Below are 21,822 nucleotides of genomic sequence, written 5' to 3' on the forward strand. Positions count from 1 at the left end.
TTTCACACGAGAAGGGGTTTACAAGATATATATTAAAGCCCGAACCTTAAATGATTCTGAAATCCACATGAAATTTGGATCAAAAAAGAGGGGAGATGTGATCCATAGAACACACCAATTAGCACCATACTAGCTGTTATGATTCTTTTGCGTTAATCAATGCATTCATTATTGTTACCCCCTTCTGAATTCACAGTTTTCTTGTTCGCAGGATCGCCTGTGATTTAGGAAGGGAGGACTATATGAAGAAGTAGCTATGCATGTATCTCATCGTATTAGTCCCTTTCAGCTTTTTTGTCTAATTCTCGGATGGAGGGAAGAGATGCACATAGTATGGCAATTCCGATGATGACAACCCCCGATAACAGAAACCACATGTTAATGCCAACTCGATCCGCGAAAATACCGGACACGATCAATCCGATCGGCATGGCAAAGGATACTAGGCTACCCAGCAGGCCAAATACCCGCCCTAAATACTCAGGTTGAATCTTCTCCTGTATGAGCGCCATCTGTACACCGTTATAGAACGGACTGGATAAGCCCATCAAGACACTGCATAGAACAAAAACGAGATAGCCATTGATCGGCAATAGGCCAGAAATGAATAAGGCACTCCCCATTAATGAAATGGAAAACACGATGCTCAGCGCACGGTTTTTGAATCCGCCCCATGCCCCAAGCAACAAGCCGCCTACCAGCATGCCTACTGCGAAGGCGATTTCCACAATAGAAGCATGGGTGGCCGTGCCTTTGAAATAGCTCATGCTCATTAATGGGAACAAGGCATTGATTGGCATAAAGACAAATGCATACAGCGCACCGATCCAAAGCAATGCGAATAATCCCTTCGATTCTCTTAGTACACGATAGCCATCTTTGACTTCTTCAAAAAAGTTGCTTGTGGCACTTTCTGCTTGCAGCTTTTGATTAGGTATAGTCACGACCGCCACCGTGGTGCAAGCGATCAATGCACCCAACACATCGATGAGAATAATGGCATTCAGCTCCCATGTCGAATATAGAAAAGCTCCGATTGCAGGGCTGATAATATAGCTTGCCGACTGTACCGATTGGCTGTATCCCGCGCACTTCGTCAGTTGATCCTCTGGAACCAACAACGGCGTCACTGCACTCAAAGCAGGTGTGTGAAATGCGGTACCAATACTACGAATTAATAAGACGAGCATTACTACCCATATTGGTAGCTCGATTGTAAGTGCGACCACTGCCAAGGCCACACCTGCGGCAGCAACCATAAGGTCTGCTCCGATCATGACCAGCTTTCGATTCCAACGGTCAACCAATACTCCGATCATGGTACCCAAGATAGCTTGAGGCAAAAACCCTACCATAGTTGCAATAGCGAGCACCATTGCAGATCCTGTCGTGTCTGTAAGATACCAAATAATTGCCATTTGCAGGGCGGCGCTTGTAATGAGTGAAATGGCCTGGCCGGCCCATATCGTAAAGAAACTACGTTTCCATCTTTGTGTATTCATATTCATTCTCCCTGTATCTTTTATTGGTTATTTGTTTTCGGCAATAAAAAATACAGATCCAAACCACTATGCGGGCTTAGATCTGCATTCATCACGAATTAGGACACGGCGATACAAGGCATAGCCAAAATAAGCTATCCAGATCGTAATCTATGTCTCACCATACGTAAAAATAAGCAGCTCAAAAAAAGCCCACAATTGTGTGGAAGAAAAATCCGCTTTTTTATTGCCAGCTTATCGAATACGCATGGAATGTGTCATAGATAACGTGCCTCCTCTTATTTAATGAGTTGAATGTTACCATGGAGTTCTTTAGATGTCAACCTAAACAGATTTTGTCCCTTTTGTCGCAGAGGGAGCATCTCTTCCGACTGATGCATTAAGATCAAAGCCGGAAATATTATCCATAAAAACCCTCTAAAAATAAAAGGCACCATAGAGTAGATATCTACTCTATGGTGCCTTTTATTTAACACAATATGGGCAATCAGGGTTATCCTGAGGAGAAATCCTTGCTACGCAAGGGTTCAGTCCTCATGTTACATCATGCCGCCCATTCCGTAATAACTGTAATATCTATAACTACGTGCTAATGAAGTACCGATTTCAAGCCAGTTATCACACTTCCACTGTAATATCTTTCTGTTGCGTAGCCTCCAGTTAACTAGAGTTGGTTAACAAACGGTTAGCATGTTAACATTAACGATGATAATTTTTCCCTTCATTATATCCCTCTAAGTAAGCGAATGAACAAATCAATTCTGTCTTTTGAATATAAAGCTCCTCAATTTCGTTAAGCTCATCTCTATTAACACCAGGCAGATCCCATAGATTCTTGAGTAACAACGACAATCTTCGATGTGGTATGTCATCCTTTATCTCGCACTTCTTCATGACAACATTAACTTTTTCTGGGATTCCGTTATTAGCAGATTCAATCATGGCAACTACTCCTCTGGATGTATTGTGTAACAGTTTACCTAAATAAATGAAAATGATATAATCGCTCCGAAGTAATTAATGATTTAACTCTAAAGGAGCATCTGAAGTGAAAGTCTCCCGCGGGAGATGCCGACTGAAGATATTGCTCAAAGAACGTGACATGAAACAGATCGATCTGGCCAGGAAAACAGGGTTCAGCCGACATCTAATTTCGAACTGGGCGAATAACCATGATAAAATGTCGGCTGACGTAATGATAAATATTGCGTATGCCCTCGGATGCCAGATGGAGGAACTGTATGAGTTACACTTTGAGTGAGCCGTCGGCTCTCCTCGGGATAATTGTTTGGTTGAGCAATACATTTAGATGATGGTTCTCTCGACTATGTAGCTTGTGAAAATAATACCTTTTTCCTACGACAATAGCTGTCATATTATGTCGATCTACCCAAAGGTAAAACTTGACATCAACTGACGTCACTAAACCACGTACTCCTAATAGGTAAAGTTATACCTATTATTATAATAGGAACACCAGTTCTTGTATAGCGAACATACAATCTGTTATTTTGTCGAATATATGCACAGTATAATATGGAAGCTGCCGGATCTGCGTAGTTTATTGGGATGATTTTTGGCTGATTACAGGCAAAAGAAATCCGCTGGGATCTCTCCCTGCGGATTTGAATGGTTATATGGACGCACTGATAATGTTCTTAAAGGGGATAAAGCTGTAGTCCTCTTCACCGCGCACAAACTTGATTTCTTTTCTTTGCTGATCGATTCGATCAACCACCCCGCGCATAACCATGTCATCGAAAGGATCAAACACTGTCAACGTGACCGATACACGTTCCTGGTATGATTCCATCAGTACCTGCCCAATTAGCTGCCACTCCTGTTCATCCAGGACCGGCTTTTCCTTTCGATTGAGTTCGTGCATGTGGCCAAGATAGGCTTCACGGTGCTCAGGAAGAATCATACGTGAACCCTCAAAAATGCCATTGTCATACAGTTTTCCGCTCATATGTACCTCCTATGTAGCTGTTCTTCATAAGGAACATTCGTTCCCATTATATGCGAACTAACGTTCTTTATTCAATGGAAAATAAAAGAGCAGGAAGTTTGAGCCATTCCTGGTCGAAAAATAAGATATCAAACCACTTGCATAATGGTACTATATATGGTACTATATGTGTAGGAGGTGAGACATGGCTAGGATAGAAAAACTGGTCCAGAAAATGAAAGACCGCCCGAGTGGGATCCAGTATGGTGAGGTTGCCAAGGTACTCCGGCATCACGGTTACGAACTAGTGAGAGTTAACGGCTCACACTGTCATTTCCGAAACCAAGCAGGAGACTTAATCACCATCAAAAAGGATCAGCCACTCAAGGCGGTATACGTCAAAGACGTACTGGATCGGATTGGGGAGTAGCACCTCCCCTTTCCTTACCCTCATGATATCCTAGCCGATTATTAATGGCAAATCATAGCCACATGAAAGATTTAGCATATTACATGGCACTCCCGTATACGATACAGATCAGACCAATCAAGGACGAGAGCGGCGATTATTTCTATGCCACTGTCGCTGAACTGGACGGGTGCCAAAGCACCGGTGAGACGTATGCGGAAGCTTACGAAAGCGTCCGTGAAGCCATGGAAGGTTATCTGGAAGTGAAGCTGGAGCACGGCGATCCGATCCAGGAGCCTTTGAAAGATGATGAGTTTAGCGGCAAGTTTAATCTGCGGGTACCGCGTAGTCTGCATCGGCAACTCTCGGAACGAGCTGCCGCCGAAAATGTGTCATTGAACCAGTATTGCCTTTACAAGCTGAGTAAATAACAAAAAAAGGACCTCACCAGCGCTATGGCCAGTGAGGTCCTTTTACCGATTCTTTCGGATTTCCTTCATTTTACATTATGATTTAGGAGTCGTCAACGTTGCAGTTTTTGTTGCCTGATCCCAATTAATCTTGGCGCCAGGGATATTGTCGCCTGCTGCTCGCAACGGGATAAGCACTGATCCGTTGTTAAGGACTGCGCCCTCTATCTCCTTCCCATTGACAATGGCTGTGACGCTATCCTCTGTTTTGGCTGGACTCGCTTTTTTCGTTGACAACCCCAGGTATGACGCAATACCTTGGACATGGCCGTCAATGATCGCATCGATCACACTGGCCAGCTTCAAACGATCAGCGTCCGCCGTCACATCAACAAAGAGGTTTTCTGTCAGGACCGCTGGCATCTTAGATTCGCGGACCATGTGCAGGTTCTCTGTCTTCTGGCCTCGATCGATTCCGCCCAACTTGGGCATAATGGCCTTGTGTAATGCGTCCTGAAACTTAATGCTCCCCTGTGAAGCAGACGTATACCTGAAGGACTCGAAGCCCCCCTTGCCCCCGCCAGCGTTGCAATGGACGGATACCAGAATGTCAGCACCCGCTGCGTTAGCCTTTGCTGTCCGATCGCGAAGCTCCAGGAATACATCCGTGGATCTGGAGAGGAGCACCTGCACGTCCTCATAACCAGCTTCCAATCTCTCTTTGATCCCGAGCGACACTTTCAACGCGATATCTTTTTCCTGAATCCCGTTAGCCACCGCTCCGGGGTCTTTACCTCCATGGCCCGCATCAATCCATACTTTACGCATTTTTTCCATCCCCTTTATCTTTGATTTGCTCCAATGTCTCTCTGATCTTAACGGGAAACACAACGCCAAGCTTGCTCAGGTTTTCCGCAATAGACAGACCCTCACGACCACCGTAAAAGAAGATGGCGATTGTCCGAAGAACCGGCGTTTCTGGTTGCAACCATTGGTCCAGCATGACAGCCAGGCCAATTACGATCAGCACCACAATCTTTCGGATCCCACCCCAGAACATCACATCTGAATTAACCGTCTTGCTCTTGATCGCTCCGCCCAGACCCGTTACATAATCGATGGCCATCGCGAACAGAATAAATTTCAGCCCCGGGTCCCAGCCCCCTAAAAACTCAGCGATGAACAATCCTGCTGCAGCGACGACGCCTCCGAACATTGTTTCTTTCCCCGTTGTTCCCACCGCAGCCGTAGCCACATGGGTGATATAGTCTCTGATTGGATTCAACCTAATTCCCCCTCAAGTATCTTCGTTTTATATAAAAAAGCCCTCTGGTGACAGAGAGCTGAATACTTAGTTATTTGGAAGAGCCGATCGCGAAACCTCATTGCGTTTGGCAAGCAGAGGCTCGATCTGATCTCTCTTCTGCTTCGCACTCAGGTTTGGATCTGCTTCGATCGCGCGGATCTGCTTATTAATATCGCTCATTTGCTTCGTCGCATTCTCCAGCTCCTTGAGCTCGCGCTCTTTGTCAAACGGTGTGCCGTTGAGTTTGGCCGAAGATTTTTCCTTGGACAACTCGTCCTTGCGGGTATATAGCTTCTCTGTAGCCTTCGTAGACTGGAGCGGATCAACGAGAAAAGCTTTCAAGAATGGACGCTGTTCTATGCGCTTCTCAGGTGCTGCGGGTCGATCAATAGCGCCGACCCCTTTCAAAATACTGTCGATCGCTGAGGTGGCGTATGTTCCGAGTCCCGCCGTCAAACCCTGGATCGTGTTATCCATGATTCGCGGTGACGAAAAGTTTTTGAACATTCCCTTTTCCCCAGTCACTTTGGACATTATGCCTGCCAAGAGCTTTGCCACCTCCGTAGTCCGTACCGGATCATATTGGTCCTTGTATTCCAGGCCCTGTTCCCGCTGCGGGATGATGGCTCCCTCGCGGAAAAACGAGTAATTGGCCATCCCCTCAATGAATGGCCACAAAGCAGTGATCTGCATAGGCAAAGCCGCATCGCTGAATGTACGCCGAAGGAAACCGTCGAACGCTTTCGGATCCTTATCCAGGACAAACTGTGCAGCTCGTTCTGGGAGATTCGCAAAGATTGGAGCGATGTCGAACGGTTTCGGAATCCGGGCCACCATGTCTGTCCCTGGAATGGCAATCAACCAAAACGTATCCCGCATCCAATCTGGTGCATCGGCGATAGTCTGCTTCTGCGTCTCGTTAGCAAACTGACGGTTCGCCCCGATGATGGCCAACGTTGGCAGAGTTGTGGCCACAAACATCCTCGTCGTCGTGCCGATCGGGTTTTCCTTGATCGATCGGATCAGCTTACTTTTCCCCTGAATATTCGCATTGAGGAATGCAACGATCTTGTTTGCCTGGCGAACACTCGAACCAGCACGGGCAAAGTCCATCAGGTCCCGTGATCGATACGCTGCCTCCTGCTTACTCACCCCTTGCCTCAGAGCTGCCCGGTACTCGCCGACTTTTGTCGCAGATTCCGTGGTGTCCGTGATGGCTCGCAGCATGTTGATAAAAGCCTTACCCGTCAATACGTTCACAAACTTTTTGCCTGGTTTCTCCCGGAGCACGGCCTGAAGCGCCTTCTTGTGTACCTCGCGGTCCATGGAAAGCACGTTGCCATACGCGCCCAGATTATCGATCCACTCCTTGTAAAGTGGACCTTTCTTGATCGACTGGATCAACCCAGCAGTAAAGTCCGTGATCGGGTTAAAACCACTCTTACTGGTCACGTATGCCTGCAGAACGTCCCGCATGGGGTTCCGAAGCGAAAACTCAGGCGTCAGCGTTGCACCGGCACGGAGCAGGGATGCAGGCTTGGCCAGAATGTTAATGATCATAGCGGACGATTCTTTGTCCAGGTTCAGCATAGCCCGGTATACTTCGGGCTCCACCTCATACTTGACGTTTTCGCCATTTACCTTGACGTTTACCACGTTCTTGCGATCAACCTTCTCGTCTGGATCCAATTTGCGAATAAAGTTTGCCTCTGGATCCAGATCAGCCAAGCGCTTCAGCTGCTGAGCTACCTTATTTCGTTCGGCGGCATTGACACTCTGGAAGATATTTTTGACCATGTTGATCATCGGATCGTCCACTTTGCGTTCTGATCCCTTCAACGATTTGATCGGACTGGCCACATTGGCAAGCGATTCAGACATGCGACCGCCAAATCCCTCTGGTGTCTCGTCAAAGGCACGGAACAATGGAATGTAGTTTTTCCACCGATCATTGAGTACATTGGCCAGATCCTTGCTGACCACGCCGCTGTCCACAAGCTCCTGCAGCATATCGCGATTGAGCTGCACTAGCTGTTGACGTGCAGCTTCAAGCGGCGTGTTCTCATATTTCCGGATCACTGCGTTAATCTCCGCATTGGTGAATCCGGATTTATAATTCGCCGCGTTGACATCTCGCGCATGCACTGCAACAGCATAGTTCCCCAGTTCATCGGCCGTATAACCGGCTTTCTCTGCCTGGTTGATGATCGGCGCAAGCTTATCCTTAACGATCTGGTTCGCTCGCTCAGGCGTCCCTCGGAACAGACGGGCCATCTTATACAAACTGTTCTCAGCTCCAGCAACAAAACCTCTGACTCGCTTCTCTAACTCTTCCAGTGCAGAAAAGTCGTCCATGAATTGAGTCCGGACACGTTCCCATTTCTTCGCAAACGGGGTGTCTTTCTTCTTTGTGTCGCGGCTCACTTTGCGGGCAAAGGTTTCAGCGTCGCCGGATCCGGACTCGTTGAATGCTTTGGCTGCCTGCCCCTCTTTCGTGGCCAGACGCTCCTGTTTTCGAAGCTCCTCCTGGGCCAGCCGATACACACGCTCAGCCGAGGGGCGGAATTGTTCGCCCAACTCCTGGACCATTTCCTCTGTCCAGTCTGCAAATTTGATCGTCCCTTTACCCATCTTAGCTGCGCCGATGATCGCATAATCTCCCCACTCCGGTAATGGGTTGGAGTTAATATTCCCTCGGCGCTTCGCGATCCGTGCACGGGCAGCCTGTTCGGCCTCATCCAGGAAGTTGTAAACGCGGTCCCGAACACGAGATTGCTGCACGGATTCCACTACTTGAGCCGCCTCTTGTTCCACTCGCGTTGTGAGCTGCGGGTGAGTCGAAGGCTCGGCGGCACGAGGCGTACCTGCAGCACGCCCTGGGCGGCTGAAAAGGAAATCCTCGGACGATGGTGCTGGCACAGAAGAAACAGACTGTTCGGCCTGGTACTTCTTCACGGCTTCTGTACGCGGATTAGCAGAGCCCCCACCGGTGTTGATTACCTCGACATCACGGGCAGCCCCTGAGCGCTCTGGGCGCTGGAAGGCCAGACGCTCCTGGGTAACTGCAGCATCATTGGCCACGCTCGGCCGCGGCATGCGGTCCTCCAGACTCTTCACGGGTAAAGCTGTGCCGTTTTGCTCCCGGATCGCTTGTGTCTGCCTGGCTCGTTGCAGCAGATCTGGCGTTACCTCTCGACGCGTGCTGGCATGAGCCAGGTCAATCAATTCGGACAAGCTCGGGTCATTTCGATTGGCCATTGAAGCCCAAAGACCTTCCAGCTCTTCTGCTTCTTTACCAGGTGTAAAACGAGTCTCATTGGCCACGCGCATGAGGTCCTCGAACTTTTGCTTGTACGCGTTTGGCGTGCGTACCAGGCGGCCGACCGTAGGCCCCGATAATTGCCCCGCTGGAAGGCTTAGCGGCTCAGCTCCTGGCGAGGTTTGGTTACGTCTTTGTGCCGCATTCAGGCGTTCGTCACCACGGCCAAGAGGCAGCGCTAAGATTTCCTCAGCCTGCCGAACCCCTGTATTTCCCTTTAGCTTGGTCAGGGCTGTACGTAAACCTGCACCAATGCCGGCAATGAGCAAGTCACCTGCAGCGCCCAGACCTGCGCCAAGGGCTGCATTGGTTAGGACATCACTATTGCTGTGATGACCTTGCACAAGCCCCATAGCCGTGTTACTGACGGCCCCTGTCGCAGCTCCTCGCAAAGCTGTTTCAGCCACACGATTTGCCGTTGTGGGATTAACCCGTGGAAGGACTTTATTGATTCCGCTGCCCACAAGGTTCGTCAGGTTGTTCCCGGCACGCGTTGCCATTGCACCACTTGCGGCGCGCCAAGGTGCTGTAATCAGATTACCGCCGCCCGCAGGGTTAAAGCCTGCACCAAGAAATCCACCAGCGATCCCCGTAATATCCGCCACCCGGTCTGCGGCAGCGCTACCTGTGGACGCTGGAGCTGCCGAGGGCGTACCAAGCAACATCCCTCCGCCGGTGCCGACAGCCCGGGTGATAAAGGAACCTGCTTTGGTGCCATACGTTAAGTCATTCATCAGATTACTGAATGGGGCCACAAACGCAGCGAACGGACTTTCCCGAGCGCTCGCTGCAATTTTGCCCTTATTGATCTGGTATTGCGTTGGCGTTGGAGGCCCCTGGAATGGAGCCACCTCAATGCCAGTAGCCTGTTCATATGTTTTAATAGCCTGGCGATTACCACCAAGAGCACCCATCAATGTTGAATTGTTGAAGATGTCTGGTCCCGTTTGAGTGAGCGCAGGCGGCAAAGATGACTTGAGCTCGTCCATCGATTTTTGACTAGCGATGTATTGCTTAACAGCCTGTGTCCGGGGATTGACTGGAGCGCTCGGTGGTTGCAGGTTAAGTGTGCCGTTTAGGGCAGCGTCGCGGATCTCCATTGCCTTCTTGCGCTGTTCCTCTGTAAATTGTTCAAGTCTTGTCGCCATGCGACTCCCTCCTTCTACAGCATACTTAAAGCATCTTGTAATTCACGTTTAAATCGGTCGGCTACGGCAGCCTGAATTTTTTTGGATGACGACTTGAAGTATTTGGCGCCGTTGTTGGCTCCACGTTCTGCATACAAGCGCCGCAGGATCTCCTGATCAGACATCATCGGAGTAATGCCTGCGTTTTTGATCACCCTCAACGCCCCACCCTGTCCGTGCTGTACAGCCGTAGACCAAAGGGCCGCCTGCACTGCGGACGATCTTTTGTTTACATCCAGACCTGTATTTTTCAGGACCGATTTGGCCGTCGGGTCGTAAAATACTTGCTTGGCGTAATTATGCTGGTACTGCGAGAAGTTCTTATTGGACGCAGCCACCTGTTTCCACGCAACATCAAAACCAGAAGATCCCACAGGATGTGACACCAAGGTTTTATACGCTGATGGATCTACGTTTTTTAGATACTGTACGAAGCCTTTGGCCGAGCCTTGGTTCGCGGTGAACTGATAAATACCATAGCTGGCCCCGCCGTGATCGCCTTTGGTTCGAGCGACTGTACCAGCATTTCCACTTGATTCGTATTTGGATGCTAATGATCCGATAATAGCTGCTCCGGCGGCGGCACCGGAGCTAGTCAGTTTCCCGACGTCACGCCGTATTTCTTATCAAGCTCTTGGATATCCTTCTGGGTCAACCCCATAGCTAGAAGGACTTGATCATCTTGCCCGACCGGTAGGCCGAAGCCTGTAACCTGCTGATAAATTCGATCTTTTGTAGCTGAGTCTGTTGGCGGAACAAACTTGTCATTCTCATCCACGAATTGTGATTGCAGAGCACTCAATACCTGGTTCGCACTCATGCCGCTGTATTCAGCAGCCTGGCCGCCTCCCATCCCAAGCCATGCACGAGCATTTTCATCTTCGCTGATGGAGAGCATCGCGTTACGGTATGCGGCATCATCCTGCTGCTGGAGCTGGGCCAGTGCATAGTTAAGTCCAAACTGACGAGCATTCTCCTCAAATTGCGCCGACCACTGGCTGTCTGCCACGGCGTCACGCGCTTTCTGGTATGCAAATTGTTCCATCGCGAAGTTGTTTTGCCACGCCTGCTGACCTTCCGTAAAGTCCTGCTGACGGTTCTGCATGCTCTGCTGGAATGCTTGATTTTGTCCAGCGAGAGTAAGAGGCGTATTTGAATTGGCAGCCTGACGCGCCAGTCCTGTCCAGTCGTTCTGCGGCGTGATGATCCGACCGGATGCATCCATATACATACCGGCAGCCGCCAGGTTAGCTTGTCTATTCGCCAAATCCATTTGTTGGCCTTGTACTGTCCGGATACCTGGATTCACCTTAGTAGCATTGGCACGGCTAACATTAGCTCCATACTGGCTCGCATCGATGCCCATGGATGTTAACTGGTTACGAATAAAGTCCGCTTGTTTGCTCAGTGCAGCGCGATCCTCAGCCGTGATCCCTTTAGCTTCTGCTTGTTCCTTCAAGCTGAGCAAGTTGTTAATGGCGTCACGTGCTGCTGTCGGAAGATAAGTCCCTGTGACAGCAGCCTCCTGCAGAGGATTCTGGAAATACTCCTGATTCTGTAGACCGTACAAACTGCCTAAGTTGCCGATCTGGTCCTGACCTACGCCATAGTTCATTTGCTGGATCTGCAGATTACGATTAGCGTCATCGGTGTAACGTTGGTATGCCTGCTGCATCAAAGTCGGCACCAGATTATTCGCGATGCTCTCCATGGCGCTCGTCCCGATCTGGTTGGCCACGGTCTCACTCCAGGACGATTTCCCTTGCCCTGTTGCCCGGAGACCGGCATTCGTATCAGCCTGCTGGTTTGCGACGTTCTTTTTCGCCTCTGCCAGTTGAGCCTGATACGCTGGATCCGTTGCAGGGTCATAAGAAAAGGCTTCTGGCCCGGTGAACTGATACTGCCCTTGAGTGCCGATCAGACCGTTGATTCGGCTCAACGTTTCCTCCGTTCGGCTGCCTGGAATAGCAAAATTGTTCTGCTGTGATGTAAGGACAGGGGACGCCTGGACATTTGAAGCGGCTTGCGCCATAGGGGCTTGATAGCCCAGATTGACATTGAGGTACTTCTGTTGTGCTGACACGTCCAAACCTTGGTTCTGTCGGTTTGTGATCGTGGCCAAAGTCCGAGCAATCTCGCTTTGCCGATAGGCATCATCGTTCTTGATTTGAGCCTGGTTGGACGTAATGCTCTTGCGCCCTGCTGTGTTGGCTGTGGCATAGTTAATGCCGCCGTTCCCCAAATTCGGGGTGCTCGGCGCATTAGCAGCCCCGGTGACGATTGGCGTTTTGTTTAACGATTTGACACTGCCAGCCACAGAAGGGGCAAAGCTCCCTACAGTGCCGTTGACGGCGATCGGATCTTTCTTCTTTACGACGGTGCCTGTTGTCTCGTATGCCATGGTGCACCTCCTTATAAATGAAAAAGGACCCCTTCTAGGAGTCCGCAATTTATTTATTCTAACGCCTCAAGCTGTGCTTCGAGATCAGCGAGTAACGCTTGTTGTTCAACCAAAGTTGCCTGGCGCATTTTCAGGAAATTTTCTTCCCCTGCACTATCTTTTGTTGGATCATTAATCACTGACTCACTTGCTGCAATCAACTTCTTTGTATCAGATATCCGTTGTTTTATATCAACGATACGTGCCTCTAGCTTAGCCTTCTGTTCTTCCACACTCGTCCCCTTTCCAGGAGTAGTTGCAGTCGCGGCCGTTTTCTCGTCCAGGATGATCTTTTTGTTCTGCATGCTCACGTCATAGCCGGCAGCTTCCCCAATTGCACGAACCGGTGCGTAGCTTTTGCCGTCAATAATGATTGCAGTGTCCAAGGTCTGTCCATTCAGTTCCACGACCGCTTCTCCTTGAATCTTTTTACCAATCAACGACTGGATATCGTCCGCGAAAGCTGCTCCAGCAAGCGTGAATAAGGCACCAGCAAGGAAACCAGCAACATACTTTTTCATGTACATTCTCCCTTATACCATTTTCCACCAATATACCACAGCTTTCGTGGGACCATATCATATTTGCTCCATATCGTATCGTATATCAGCCGCCTTCCAGCGCTTCGATACGGTCATAGATTTCACGCAATTCAGTTCCGAGTGTACGACCAGGATTGTCGGCATAAATCTTATCCCAGTTCGTGAAATTCATTTGAGCAGCATTTACAAAAATTGTGCCGCCTGCCTGTAAGCCTAGTGCTGTATCACTTTCAAAGATCGGATATCCAATGAGATTATGAATCCTACCTCGGGCGGTTCCTGCTACAGTGAAACGTAATGCCGGCGATCCGCCGTAATCAGGTTCAATCACAACACTATTATTCGCATCATTGAAAGCCCCAAACACATTACCCGTGGCGCTCATTTCACAACGCGGATATGCATTACGCCTTGTGGCAATGTATGACCCGTAAATCTCGATCGACTCGATCAAACCTGAAATGATATGCCCCAGGTTCGCGGTGATCGCGGACAACTCATTAACGGTGATTTTATCGGCCGTCACTGCACCTGCCTGGATCTTCTCGGTCGTGATGGCCCCAGCTTGAATTTTGTCCGCCGTGATTGCCTCGGCTTTAATGTTCCGAGCCTCGATCCCTTCGGCCCGGATGTTGTTTACATCCAGCGTGCCGTTGATCATGAAGTCGATATCTTGCAGGCTGCGTGCAATTTTGTTGATGTTGTCTTTAAGATACGCCTTAACTTCCTCCAGATCACTGAATGTAGGCGGGTTCCGGAATGCTGGTGCTACGTCTTGAATTCCCATGTTTCCTCCTTAATAGAGCGGCAGTTGCCGCACCTGTCTTGTAATTTCATGCAGCCGGATCCACCCTGTGCCCTCCAGTTTAATCCGAACCGTGTTCTCCAGGGCGAACTTCCTCACAGGAATGATGATCCGCTGTGCAACAGTTGATGACGCCGTGACTGTACTCACTAGATCCCAGCTCTCTCCAGACGCCTGGCTGGATAGGCTGATATTCAGCGTACTTCCCACTGCCATCTCAGCCACAATCCACATCTTGAGCCAGCGTTGCCGTTGCGCAATAGACTGGTTAGTGAACGGCTTGGTCACTGCCTTCCAGGCAATTGCTCCTGAGATATCTGTGGTGCCGCCCAGTTTCAGCACTTGGCCTGTAGCTGTGCCGATGTACAAATCTTGGCCGATCGATGCATAACAAGTAGGCACCGGTGTAACCCAGCGTGTCCATGTTCCAATGCGTGGATCATATACCAGCGTTTCGCCGTTTTGCGTACTAAAGTATTGCCGGGATCCGTCCGACCCAGCAGCACTCGTTGTGCCGATGTTGCCATAGTACGTTCGAATGACGTCGCTGAATCCCTTGTCTGGCAGTGCCGCCGCCGAGTATTCATATATGCCTGACTTGTGCATGAAACTCAGTGATCCTTCGCGCGCCGTAACAGCGTTGTTGCTTGCTACACCTTCGTCGTCGGTGACCACACGGCTGTTAAAATCGGACGGTTGACCACCCATCAGCAGGTGAATAGATGATGGCATACCGATTGTCAGGCGGTACAGGCTGCCCGATAACATATTTATGTCTTCGCCATGCGATGACTCAATTGTCTTACGGTAGCTGTCCTGTTGGTTCCCAGCGAATGTATTCCAGTTCTCCGGCTGGTCCAGCGCAGATGACCAAAGCTCGTTGCCTACGGCGCACCACAGCCTGTTTTGATACGTGGTGATGTATTTACCATTCGAGGGCGCTCCGCTCAACACAGATACCGTAGAACCGTTGTACTTGCGCATGGAGTCAACCCCATTGCACCCGATCAGGTTTACACCGCCCAAGTTTCCATCGAAGTTGGTAAACGACCATTCAGCAGACGTATTCAATCCACTGGCAAGCGTTGTCCAGGCATTCCCGATTAACCGGCGCCACGTACCGTCGCTGAATACGGCATGCAGCTCACGTCCTCGCCATACTCCCATGCCAAGTACGCGAGTCCCAAATGCGCCTTGGATGGCGTATCCGGGTCGCGTAGAGATGGCTGGATAATCGTCAGTGGACAAATTCTGCAGTTCCGTAAAATAACTGTCCTCAATAGAGTATGGATCGTAAGTGTTCAGCCCCCGGAACTCTCGGATGGGAATAGGCTGCATCATGCCGTTAAGTGGTTGGTTCTGCGACGCCTGATACTGTATTGGCTTCATCACGATGCACCTGCCTGATAGTTCTGAGCAGCCACGTTCCACGCAGCTTTGTACTGGTTCTCGTAATTGGACGCCTTTGTCATGTCGTCCTGGCTGCTGGCCAGCATCGATGCCAGCGCAGGGATGAACGTCCAGTGGTATTCCTCCGGGGCATCCGGCGGCACAGTTAGCGCCGTAGACGTGAACAAGGTTGTGGCTATTCGCCGGTACCGCAAAAATCCTTTCAGATTACTATACGGTGCGGGGAATAGGGAAAGCGTCTTTGTCACATCATCAAAAGAATAGGCATTCTGTGCCGGCGTCACGTCGTCCCGATCCAGACTCTTGTACGGGAACATGCCGATCATCATCAGGTCAATATTTTTCTGACGTACATCAGCCGGCAGAACATAATCCCCTTGCCCTGTCACGCAATCGAATTTTGCAATCTTCGGGATCTTCACGACATTGAAGAAGTCTTGATTCAGCGCATTCAACCAGATCACTTTATCCCCGATCGGCACCTCATTCGGAACAAGCATGTCTGCTTCGGAGATAATTTCATTTATGTTCACGGGATCAGCTCCCCCTTATTTCTTAAGGTATCCCCTAATGCTTATACCTCGTATTTCTGATCAGTGATTTGCTCGAATTCGTCCGGAGTGATAACCCCGAAGGAAACATACTGCTTGAGCTGCGGCTCCTTCGCCCATTTCTTTTCATAATAATATTGGAGTCTTTCGAAATCGGAATTAAACATTTGCCTCGTCTCCCTTCGGTTGTGTTTCCATGGATAGCACCCGCAATTCCAGACCAACAATTTGCGCGCCCAAAGCTTCGTTTTGCGCCTTCAGGTCTGCACTCTCCAGTTCCCGCGTAACAATCTGCTGACCCAAGATTTCATTCTGCTGCTTCAGCTCTAACGCTTCCAGTTCGCGTTGAACCAGTTGCTCTCCGATCCTGTCCATTTCGGAAGGCCCCACAGGATGTGGCTTGGTCAGTTCGTCAATCTCTTCCTGGCTTAGCCCCTCAGACCATAGGTCAGGAAACTTTTCCTGTGGTCCATCTTTCAACGCTTCCTGGTACGCTTCCCACGCCTCCAAGTCAAAGCGTGGCCGGAACAGACCAGCAGGCGCCGGCACGCCGACCAGATAACCGGCAATCTCTCTTTCTTCTTCCTGATCCTCTTCCGGAGTTTCAGGCTCAGCATAAAAATGGACGACACCGGAAAAGGCATCGTCCACCAACTCATCCTCCAAATAGAGTCCGTCTGTATTTACTTTAGGTACGGCTTTCATGTGATCCCTCCTTTATTGTTCTGCTAAGAATGTTATCCCTTCCAACGTTAAGAACCCGTTTTTTATGTTCACAGCTGGTTGAACTTGTCCGTCAGGTAAAATGTTTAAAGTTCCTGCTGTTATCCCTGTTCCATCGGAACTTGTAGCTGAGACAGCAGGTACGGCGAGTGCTTTATCGTGAGGTCGATATCCTTTGGGAAATATGAAAATTGTCGCAGCAGAGCCTGATTTAATGAAGCCTCTGACGTGAACCACGTTGTTAGCGTCTTTGTAAAATTGTGCTGTTCTGAACATGCTTCCGAAGGCTACCCAACCGTTTAGCAGTGTCGGAGCAATCCAAGCTGGATTATCCTTCTCAGCCTTCTTGCTCTCAAGCACCGATATCCGTGTTATGTTCTCCTGAAGCGTTCGAACAGTATCCAGCAACAGTGCCTTTTCGTTCTCGGCATATGTTCCGTCAAAGGTGGTAGACGGATATTTGTCCAGCTTCAGGTATGTGACGCTGTAAGCTGCGGATGGATCGTATTCATTTGTGGGCAGATAAGCCCGATATTTTCCGTTAGCGTAAGAATCTGATACGATTTTCCATGCAGAGTCTTTTTGTCCGTTCTTATAAACGGCAAGGATTGCATTTGTTTTAAATTTCAAAAGGCTGGTCGCTGCATCAATGTTGTTTATGACTGCGTACCCGCTACTAACAAACGGCTTAACGCTCTCACGCAGGACAATCCCCGTGCCTACCTCAACCTGATTATCTCCCTCGAAGAACGTCAATTGCCCCTCAGACGTGATCGACTCGACGACTGGCGTAGCAAGCTGGTATAGGAGTTGGTATGGTGTGTAATTGGACGCCTTTGTAACTGGCAATACCGCAGTCGATCCAAAGACCATAGTTCCACCTAGGTCATCCCGCCAATATTTTGTACCACTTACATACGTATTACCGTTGGCATCGCACATACGCCATCCCATGAAATACGCTTTAATCTCATCGGCTGTAGGAGTATAGGCGTCTCCCCACCCACTATCCTCTGATTTAATCGAAATGAACAAATTACCGGTAGTTCCTACTCCTATAGCATCGGGATTTGTAGATGTAGGAATAACACTCAGCTTATTTCCGTTATACTTTGTTGCGATATAAGAAATCGGGGCATATCCTGGGATAACAGCGGTCGCACTGACATTCTTGAACCCAGAACTTGTTCCGGTGTAAATCCAACTTAATGATCCATCCAATACAACCTTACGCCACTTCGCCAATGTGAAATACTGACCGTCTCGCTCAAACACCATATCCGGGTTGGCTCCGGTGTCTGGATGGGCGTGCAGTTCCGTTTGCAGGGCAAGCATGGTGTCTTCACGCGGGAGAAACGGTAATGCTGTATTGCCAATATTGAGCACGGGATTTTTGAAAGTCACTGGCTCCAGTGCATCACTAGCACGGTACATAAGAACCTGAATGATAGCCGCACTCGCAGGTGTTGTGAACGTAATTTCATCGGCATGAGTAAATCGCCCAAACGGGGCGCCAGCCGTTGCGTCAAGCGAAGTACCATCAGCGCTAAAAGCGTTTAAACCAATTTGACCGACCCCGCCGGAATCCACTTGAATAGTATAGGTTGTGCTCGGCAAAACAGGCACTCTTACTCCAAGAGATACAGCGTTGGTGCCATTCCCCAAAAACACCAATTCATAAGGAGCATTGGACGAGTATTTCGCTGCCGTCGATGGATAACTCCACTCATAAAACGGCGGCAGCAGATTGAGGCCATATCGGATGACATACGGGTTAAGTACGCCATAGATACCGATTTGGCTTTGGTAGTTAAGCTCGGTATGGCCTTGTAGGCCAGCAAGCCGAAACGCTGCATCCTGTTCGGCACTAACGACACTAATACCCGGCTGCAGCGTAACAGCCTTACGTTCAGGGGTGTCTATTCGTTCTGTAATCTCATGAAGCAAGGACTTATCTGCCGAACTCATCAGCCCGCCTTCAGATACCGTGGCAGAGGGAATAGGATCAGCTCCATATTCAGTATGCGTAGGTCCGTGTGGCCCAGGGGCTGCACTCCCGGTGGCTGTTACTGTTAACTCTTTATTGTTGGGATTCGTGGTAATGGTAATACCAACACCACCAACAACGGACAGGGTATCAGATGGATCGCTGGCCACAACGTTATTCACTTGGGCAAATGCGTTTTGATTCACTTCTGCCCCTTCTTCAATCCCATTCAGCTTCAATTTGTCGGCAGGGGACATCAGCCCCTTGCTTGTCGTGGTGGCCTCGGTTGTTTCTGCTTTACCGTTCCAAGTTGCTTTCTCTGCATCAGTAACGAAGCGGTTTGATGCATCTTGAGCGATAATAGACGGCGGGTGTGTAACAGGGTGAACGTAATGGTTCGCCTCATTCTCAATCCCATTAAGCTTCTGCTTATCTGCAGCAGACATAAATCCAGGCGTCGTCGGTGTGGCGTTTGGATGCGTGTGATTACCAGCGGCTTTGCTGTTCCAGTTATCTTTGTCTGCCTGCGTGACATGAATAACGGTATTTTGGATATGCGCTGTAAAATCAACATTCTGCTGATCCGTGTATTCTTTGGCCTCTTCCAGCGCCTTGTCTGCTTTTTTCTGGGCTCCCTGCGGTGTCTCCCATTGGGGCGGTTGCCCCCCTGCAATGTCGGGGCTGGTATCTCTCCAAGGATATCTGCTCATGCTTTACCACCTTTCATCCACGGAATACCGTTCATAGCCATTGGAAGCCGATTGATATTCCGTATAAAGCTGAATGTACTTGTTGTTATACTCCTCTGCCTCATTGCCGCTTGTGATTTCCCTCAGCACCCCGTACACCAGGAGCATGTCGTAATCCGGATCAAAGCCGGTTTCCCCGTCCATATCCTGCAACCTCAGCGGGTACAGTACGGGAGCATGAAAGATTTTGATACCGTACGGCACGTCTGTATCAGGCGTCGGTACAATACCGATTTGTCCCGCCTGAAAATAGTGGTATGGCTTAATCGATGCGTTGTGAAACTGCCGGAGCGGCAGCCGGACATACACATCATCACGCAGCATAGTCACCTCTGTCACGGCACTTTGAGGGCATGGCAATGTGTATGCCGGCTGATCTTTAACCAGATCAATCGCAGTGCAAACCGTCTCGGATTGCTGCTGAGCTGACCCTAGGTTACGCAACAGCCGATCCCGCACTTGTGTAATCTTGCGCAGGATCGATGCCGGTGACAGTGTGTGCGGCGACTTTTCGATGATCTCCTCCACGATGTCGCTCACCTTCATGTCTAATCCTCCCTATGCGTTTTCCAATGCAGTAATACGTGCATTAAGCTCAGCGAGAATAGCCTGTACGTTCGTTGCCGTACCAGGGGCGATTGCTGTAGCTGTAATTGCCGACGCGGCGTGGACATGGTTACCCGCTGCGGCCGTTGAAGCCGTTGTGCCGATCGCTAAACTGGATGTCCCTGCTCCGATCGCTGTGCGGGCCGCAGCTGCGGATGCTGCTTTCAGAACAGCCTTACCCGTGTCTGTGGCATCAGTGATGTCGTTCGATGTGATTGGTCCGGATCCCCCACCAGATCCCAGATCGATCGGTGTTCCGGTCTCATCAACAAAGACAACGTAATCAGCTTCCCTCTTTTCGGGAAGTCTTGGCGCTTCGGCTGCGGGAATTACCTTCTGATAATTCGGCATTCTGCTGTGGTTCAATGGCACTGTCATTACCTCCAATCAATTTTTCAAGCAGCTGATTCGTGCGCTGCTGCTCCTTATAGATCGCATTGAGTGCGTCCAATTCGTCGCGAAACATGATACACCTCCAAAGTAGAAAAAGAGGGGCCGGAGCTCCCTCTTATTCCTGTACGTTATGGCCGAAAATAAACGAGTAGTTGGTGAACCCGTAAGCCCAGCGGCCGATCGCTTTGAACTTGGAAACCTCTGTATCGAAGTCGGTCAGTGTACCGTTCTCGATTCTCCGTCTCCACTGCCAGATGTTGAACTGTTTCAGACGGGCAGAGTCAGCCGCGAACCAGTTCTTACGTTTGCTCGCAGGAATGAACGGATTGACAATGACCTTGATCGTACCTTGGTACATGTTGACGTCGAAGTGATTGCTTCCTGGCTCAAACTTCGGAAGATCCGCATCTGGCAAGCCTGCAATCTTGAATGCAGGTCTCGCATTGTAAGGGGCAACGATCAGCGTATCTGGGATAACGGCCATCGTATCACCACGATCATCAACCCATTCCTGCATCTTCACTGCGGTTTCATCCCACGTGTCAATATTCAATGGGCTGTTACCCAAGTTGGACTGCACGTCCTTGCTGTTCGTCGGGCTGTATGGGTGATCTGCTGCGAACAAAGGCTTGCCGTCCGGGCCTGCATATTTATCGATGCGACCGCGCCAGTTTGGACCCGTGGTAGCAAAACCGTTATTCAGGAACTCGACCGCCTGCATCTGTTGTGTTTTATACACGGATCCAGACAGGGACTTAATTCGGCGAGTAATCTCGGAAAGCTTCAGGTCATCAATAAAGTCGCGTTCGATGATACGGCCGTCGGAGAATTTACGGTTCTTGATGATTTTCTCCCACAGCTCATCGATGTCCTCATAATGAACCTGATTATTCGAGTGGCTCCATTCTTCCATGGTTCCCTCGCTGCCGGCTCCAGTGTACGACTCCATCGATTTGTTGGAAGTTGTCACATTGTACAACAGCGGAATGAAGTCCTTTTTGTTTTTCATCTCCAAAGCGTAGAGCTCCTTATAAATCGGCTCCAGAACCTTCGGATCCCATCTCAATGCCGTTTGCATAGTTTAATCCCCTCTCTGTTCTTATCTGAATTAGGACAACTGACGATTCTTTACTTTGAACCGTGCTGTCTTTTTGTTGTCGTTGATTTCGAATACGGCAAGAGATCCACCCGTCACCGTAGCCGCATCGGCGGACAGGCCGTCAGCAGCCAGTGCAATCTCATTGGCTCCTGTAACGAAGCCTGCAGCAGCCGTGCCTGTGAATGGCCCCTCATACCAATCGCCCTCACGGGCCAGAATGAACTCCGTCTCTTGGTCTTTGCCAGCCTTCACGTTGGTTGTGAGAAAACCAGCGATGGCGTCAGTTGGGCCAGCTTTGGTTACACGGCCTGCAACGATCTTAATCGCTTCGCCAGCAAAACCTGCCTCATCATCCGTCATGAGTTGCGACGTGATCCGTGTCGGATCCTTACCATAGTCGTTGTATACGTACTTAAATCCCTGTGCCATTTCGCAC

22 protein-coding genes are annotated in these 21,822 nt (G+C 49.7%); 3 read left to right on the plus strand and 19 right to left on the minus strand.

Translation table 11 applies throughout. The features are described 5' to 3' along the window. Positions 1-275: 275 nt before the first annotated feature. Both RSX24_RS06610 and RSX24_RS06615 read right to left on the minus strand, forming a co-directional pair. Positions 276-1,502: an MFS transporter gene (locus RSX24_RS06610; RefSeq protein WP_343260023.1), complete on the minus strand. Its 1,227-nt coding sequence runs from the start codon at positions 1,500-1,502 to the stop codon at positions 276-278. A gap of 699 nt (positions 1,503-2,201) precedes the next feature. Further along, on the minus strand, positions 2,202-2,444 hold the full coding sequence (locus RSX24_RS06615; RefSeq protein ID WP_343260024.1) for a hypothetical protein: 243 nt from the start codon (positions 2,442-2,444) through the stop codon (positions 2,202-2,204). Positions 2,445-2,550: 106 nt separating this feature from the next. Here RSX24_RS06615 and RSX24_RS06620 point away from each other — a divergent pair, with 106 nt between their 5' ends. Continuing rightward, positions 2,551-2,763 carry a helix-turn-helix domain-containing protein gene (locus RSX24_RS06620; protein WP_343260025.1) on the plus strand — a complete coding sequence of 71 codons (213 nt, stop codon included), beginning with the start codon at positions 2,551-2,553 and terminating at the stop codon, positions 2,761-2,763. 372 nt (positions 2,764-3,135) lie between these two features. On the opposite strand, the gene RSX24_RS06625 is transcribed toward RSX24_RS06620, so the two are convergent. After that, positions 3,136-3,471 (minus strand): YolD-like family protein, encoded by a 336-nt coding sequence (locus RSX24_RS06625; RefSeq protein ID WP_343260026.1) that lies wholly within the window; start codon positions 3,469-3,471, stop codon positions 3,136-3,138. A gap of 184 nt (positions 3,472-3,655) precedes the next feature. Between RSX24_RS06625 and RSX24_RS06630 the strand changes: the two genes are divergently transcribed. Both RSX24_RS06630 and RSX24_RS06635 read left to right on the plus strand, forming a co-directional pair. Further along, complete coding sequence (locus tag RSX24_RS06630; protein ID WP_343260027.1) at positions 3,656-3,880, plus strand: type II toxin-antitoxin system HicA family toxin; 225 nt, start codon at positions 3,656-3,658, stop codon at positions 3,878-3,880. 62 nt (positions 3,881-3,942) lie between these two features. Beyond that, entirely contained in the window at positions 3,943-4,290 is a 348-nt protein-coding gene (locus RSX24_RS06635) for a type II toxin-antitoxin system HicB family antitoxin (RefSeq protein ID WP_343260028.1), read from the plus strand. Positions 4,291-4,365: 75 nt separating this feature from the next. On the opposite strand, the gene RSX24_RS06640 is transcribed toward RSX24_RS06635, so the two are convergent. The 16 genes from RSX24_RS06640 to RSX24_RS06715 form a co-directional block, all read right to left on the minus strand. Then, positions 4,366-5,097, minus strand: coding sequence for an N-acetylmuramoyl-L-alanine amidase (locus RSX24_RS06640; protein ID WP_343260029.1), 732 nt, complete (start codon positions 5,095-5,097; stop codon positions 4,366-4,368). Beyond that, on the minus strand, positions 5,090-5,554 hold the full coding sequence (locus tag RSX24_RS06645) for a phage holin family protein (protein ID WP_343260030.1): 465 nt from the start codon (positions 5,552-5,554) through the stop codon (positions 5,090-5,092). The genes RSX24_RS06640 and RSX24_RS06645 overlap by 8 nt, the downstream gene beginning before the upstream one ends. A 66-nt stretch (positions 5,555-5,620) precedes the next feature. Then, positions 5,621-10,042 carry an LPD38 domain-containing protein gene (locus RSX24_RS06650; protein ID WP_343260031.1) on the minus strand — a complete coding sequence of 1,474 codons (4,422 nt, stop codon included), beginning with the start codon at positions 10,040-10,042 and terminating at the stop codon, positions 5,621-5,623. A gap of 14 nt (positions 10,043-10,056) precedes the next feature. After that, on the minus strand, positions 10,057-10,701 hold the full coding sequence (locus RSX24_RS06655) for a VgrG-related protein (RefSeq protein ID WP_343260077.1): 645 nt from the start codon (positions 10,699-10,701) through the stop codon (positions 10,057-10,059). Then, positions 10,677-12,482: a hypothetical protein gene (locus tag RSX24_RS06660; protein WP_343260032.1), complete on the minus strand. Its 1,806-nt coding sequence runs from the start codon at positions 12,480-12,482 to the stop codon at positions 10,677-10,679. Before RSX24_RS06660 ends, RSX24_RS06655 begins: the two co-directional genes overlap by 25 nt. Before the next feature lie 53 nt (positions 12,483-12,535). Continuing rightward, positions 12,536-13,042: a stalk domain-containing protein gene (locus RSX24_RS06665; RefSeq protein ID WP_343260033.1), complete on the minus strand. Its 507-nt coding sequence runs from the start codon at positions 13,040-13,042 to the stop codon at positions 12,536-12,538. 85 nt (positions 13,043-13,127) lie between these two features. Continuing rightward, positions 13,128-13,850, minus strand: a complete 723-nt coding sequence (locus RSX24_RS06670) for a hypothetical protein (protein ID WP_343260034.1) — start codon at positions 13,848-13,850, stop codon at positions 13,128-13,130. Between the two features lie 9 nt (positions 13,851-13,859). Next, complete coding sequence (locus RSX24_RS06675; protein ID WP_343260035.1) at positions 13,860-15,257, minus strand: hypothetical protein; 1,398 nt, start codon at positions 15,255-15,257, stop codon at positions 13,860-13,862. Further along, positions 15,257-15,811, minus strand: a complete 555-nt coding sequence (locus RSX24_RS06680) for a phage adaptor protein (RefSeq protein ID WP_343260036.1) — start codon at positions 15,809-15,811, stop codon at positions 15,257-15,259. Before RSX24_RS06680 ends, RSX24_RS06675 begins: the two co-directional genes overlap by 1 nt. A gap of 41 nt (positions 15,812-15,852) precedes the next feature. Further along, on the minus strand, positions 15,853-15,996 hold the full coding sequence (locus RSX24_RS06685) for an XkdX family protein (RefSeq protein WP_343260037.1): 144 nt from the start codon (positions 15,994-15,996) through the stop codon (positions 15,853-15,855). Then, the gene (locus RSX24_RS06690; RefSeq protein ID WP_343260038.1) at positions 15,989-16,534 is read right to left on the minus strand and encodes a hypothetical protein; all 546 of its coding nucleotides are present in this window, start codon (positions 16,532-16,534) and stop codon (positions 15,989-15,991) included. The genes RSX24_RS06685 and RSX24_RS06690 overlap by 8 nt, the downstream gene beginning before the upstream one ends. Before the next feature lie 12 nt (positions 16,535-16,546). Further along, positions 16,547-19,249, minus strand: coding sequence for a hypothetical protein (locus RSX24_RS06695; RefSeq protein ID WP_343260039.1), 2,703 nt, complete (start codon positions 19,247-19,249; stop codon positions 16,547-16,549). A 3-nt stretch (positions 19,250-19,252) separates the two neighbouring features. Continuing rightward, positions 19,253-19,834 (minus strand): phage adaptor protein, encoded by a 582-nt coding sequence (locus tag RSX24_RS06700; protein ID WP_343260040.1) that lies wholly within the window; start codon positions 19,832-19,834, stop codon positions 19,253-19,255. Between the two features lie 12 nt (positions 19,835-19,846). Next, entirely contained in the window at positions 19,847-20,266 is a 420-nt protein-coding gene (locus RSX24_RS06705; protein ID WP_343260041.1) for a hypothetical protein, read from the minus strand. Positions 20,267-20,402: 136 nt separating this feature from the next. Continuing rightward, the gene (locus tag RSX24_RS06710) at positions 20,403-21,365 is read right to left on the minus strand and encodes a Mu-like prophage major head subunit gpT family protein (protein WP_343260042.1); all 963 of its coding nucleotides are present in this window, start codon (positions 21,363-21,365) and stop codon (positions 20,403-20,405) included. Positions 21,366-21,395: 30 nt separating this feature from the next. Further along, the gene (locus tag RSX24_RS06715; RefSeq protein ID WP_343260043.1) at positions 21,396-21,815 is read right to left on the minus strand and encodes a hypothetical protein; all 420 of its coding nucleotides are present in this window, start codon (positions 21,813-21,815) and stop codon (positions 21,396-21,398) included. Positions 21,816-21,822: the final 7 nt, after the last annotated feature.

Source organism: Paenibacillus hubeiensis (assembly GCF_032334105.1).
Classification (GTDB): domain Bacteria; phylum Bacillota; class Bacilli; order Paenibacillales; family Paenibacillaceae; genus Paenibacillus; species Paenibacillus hubeiensis.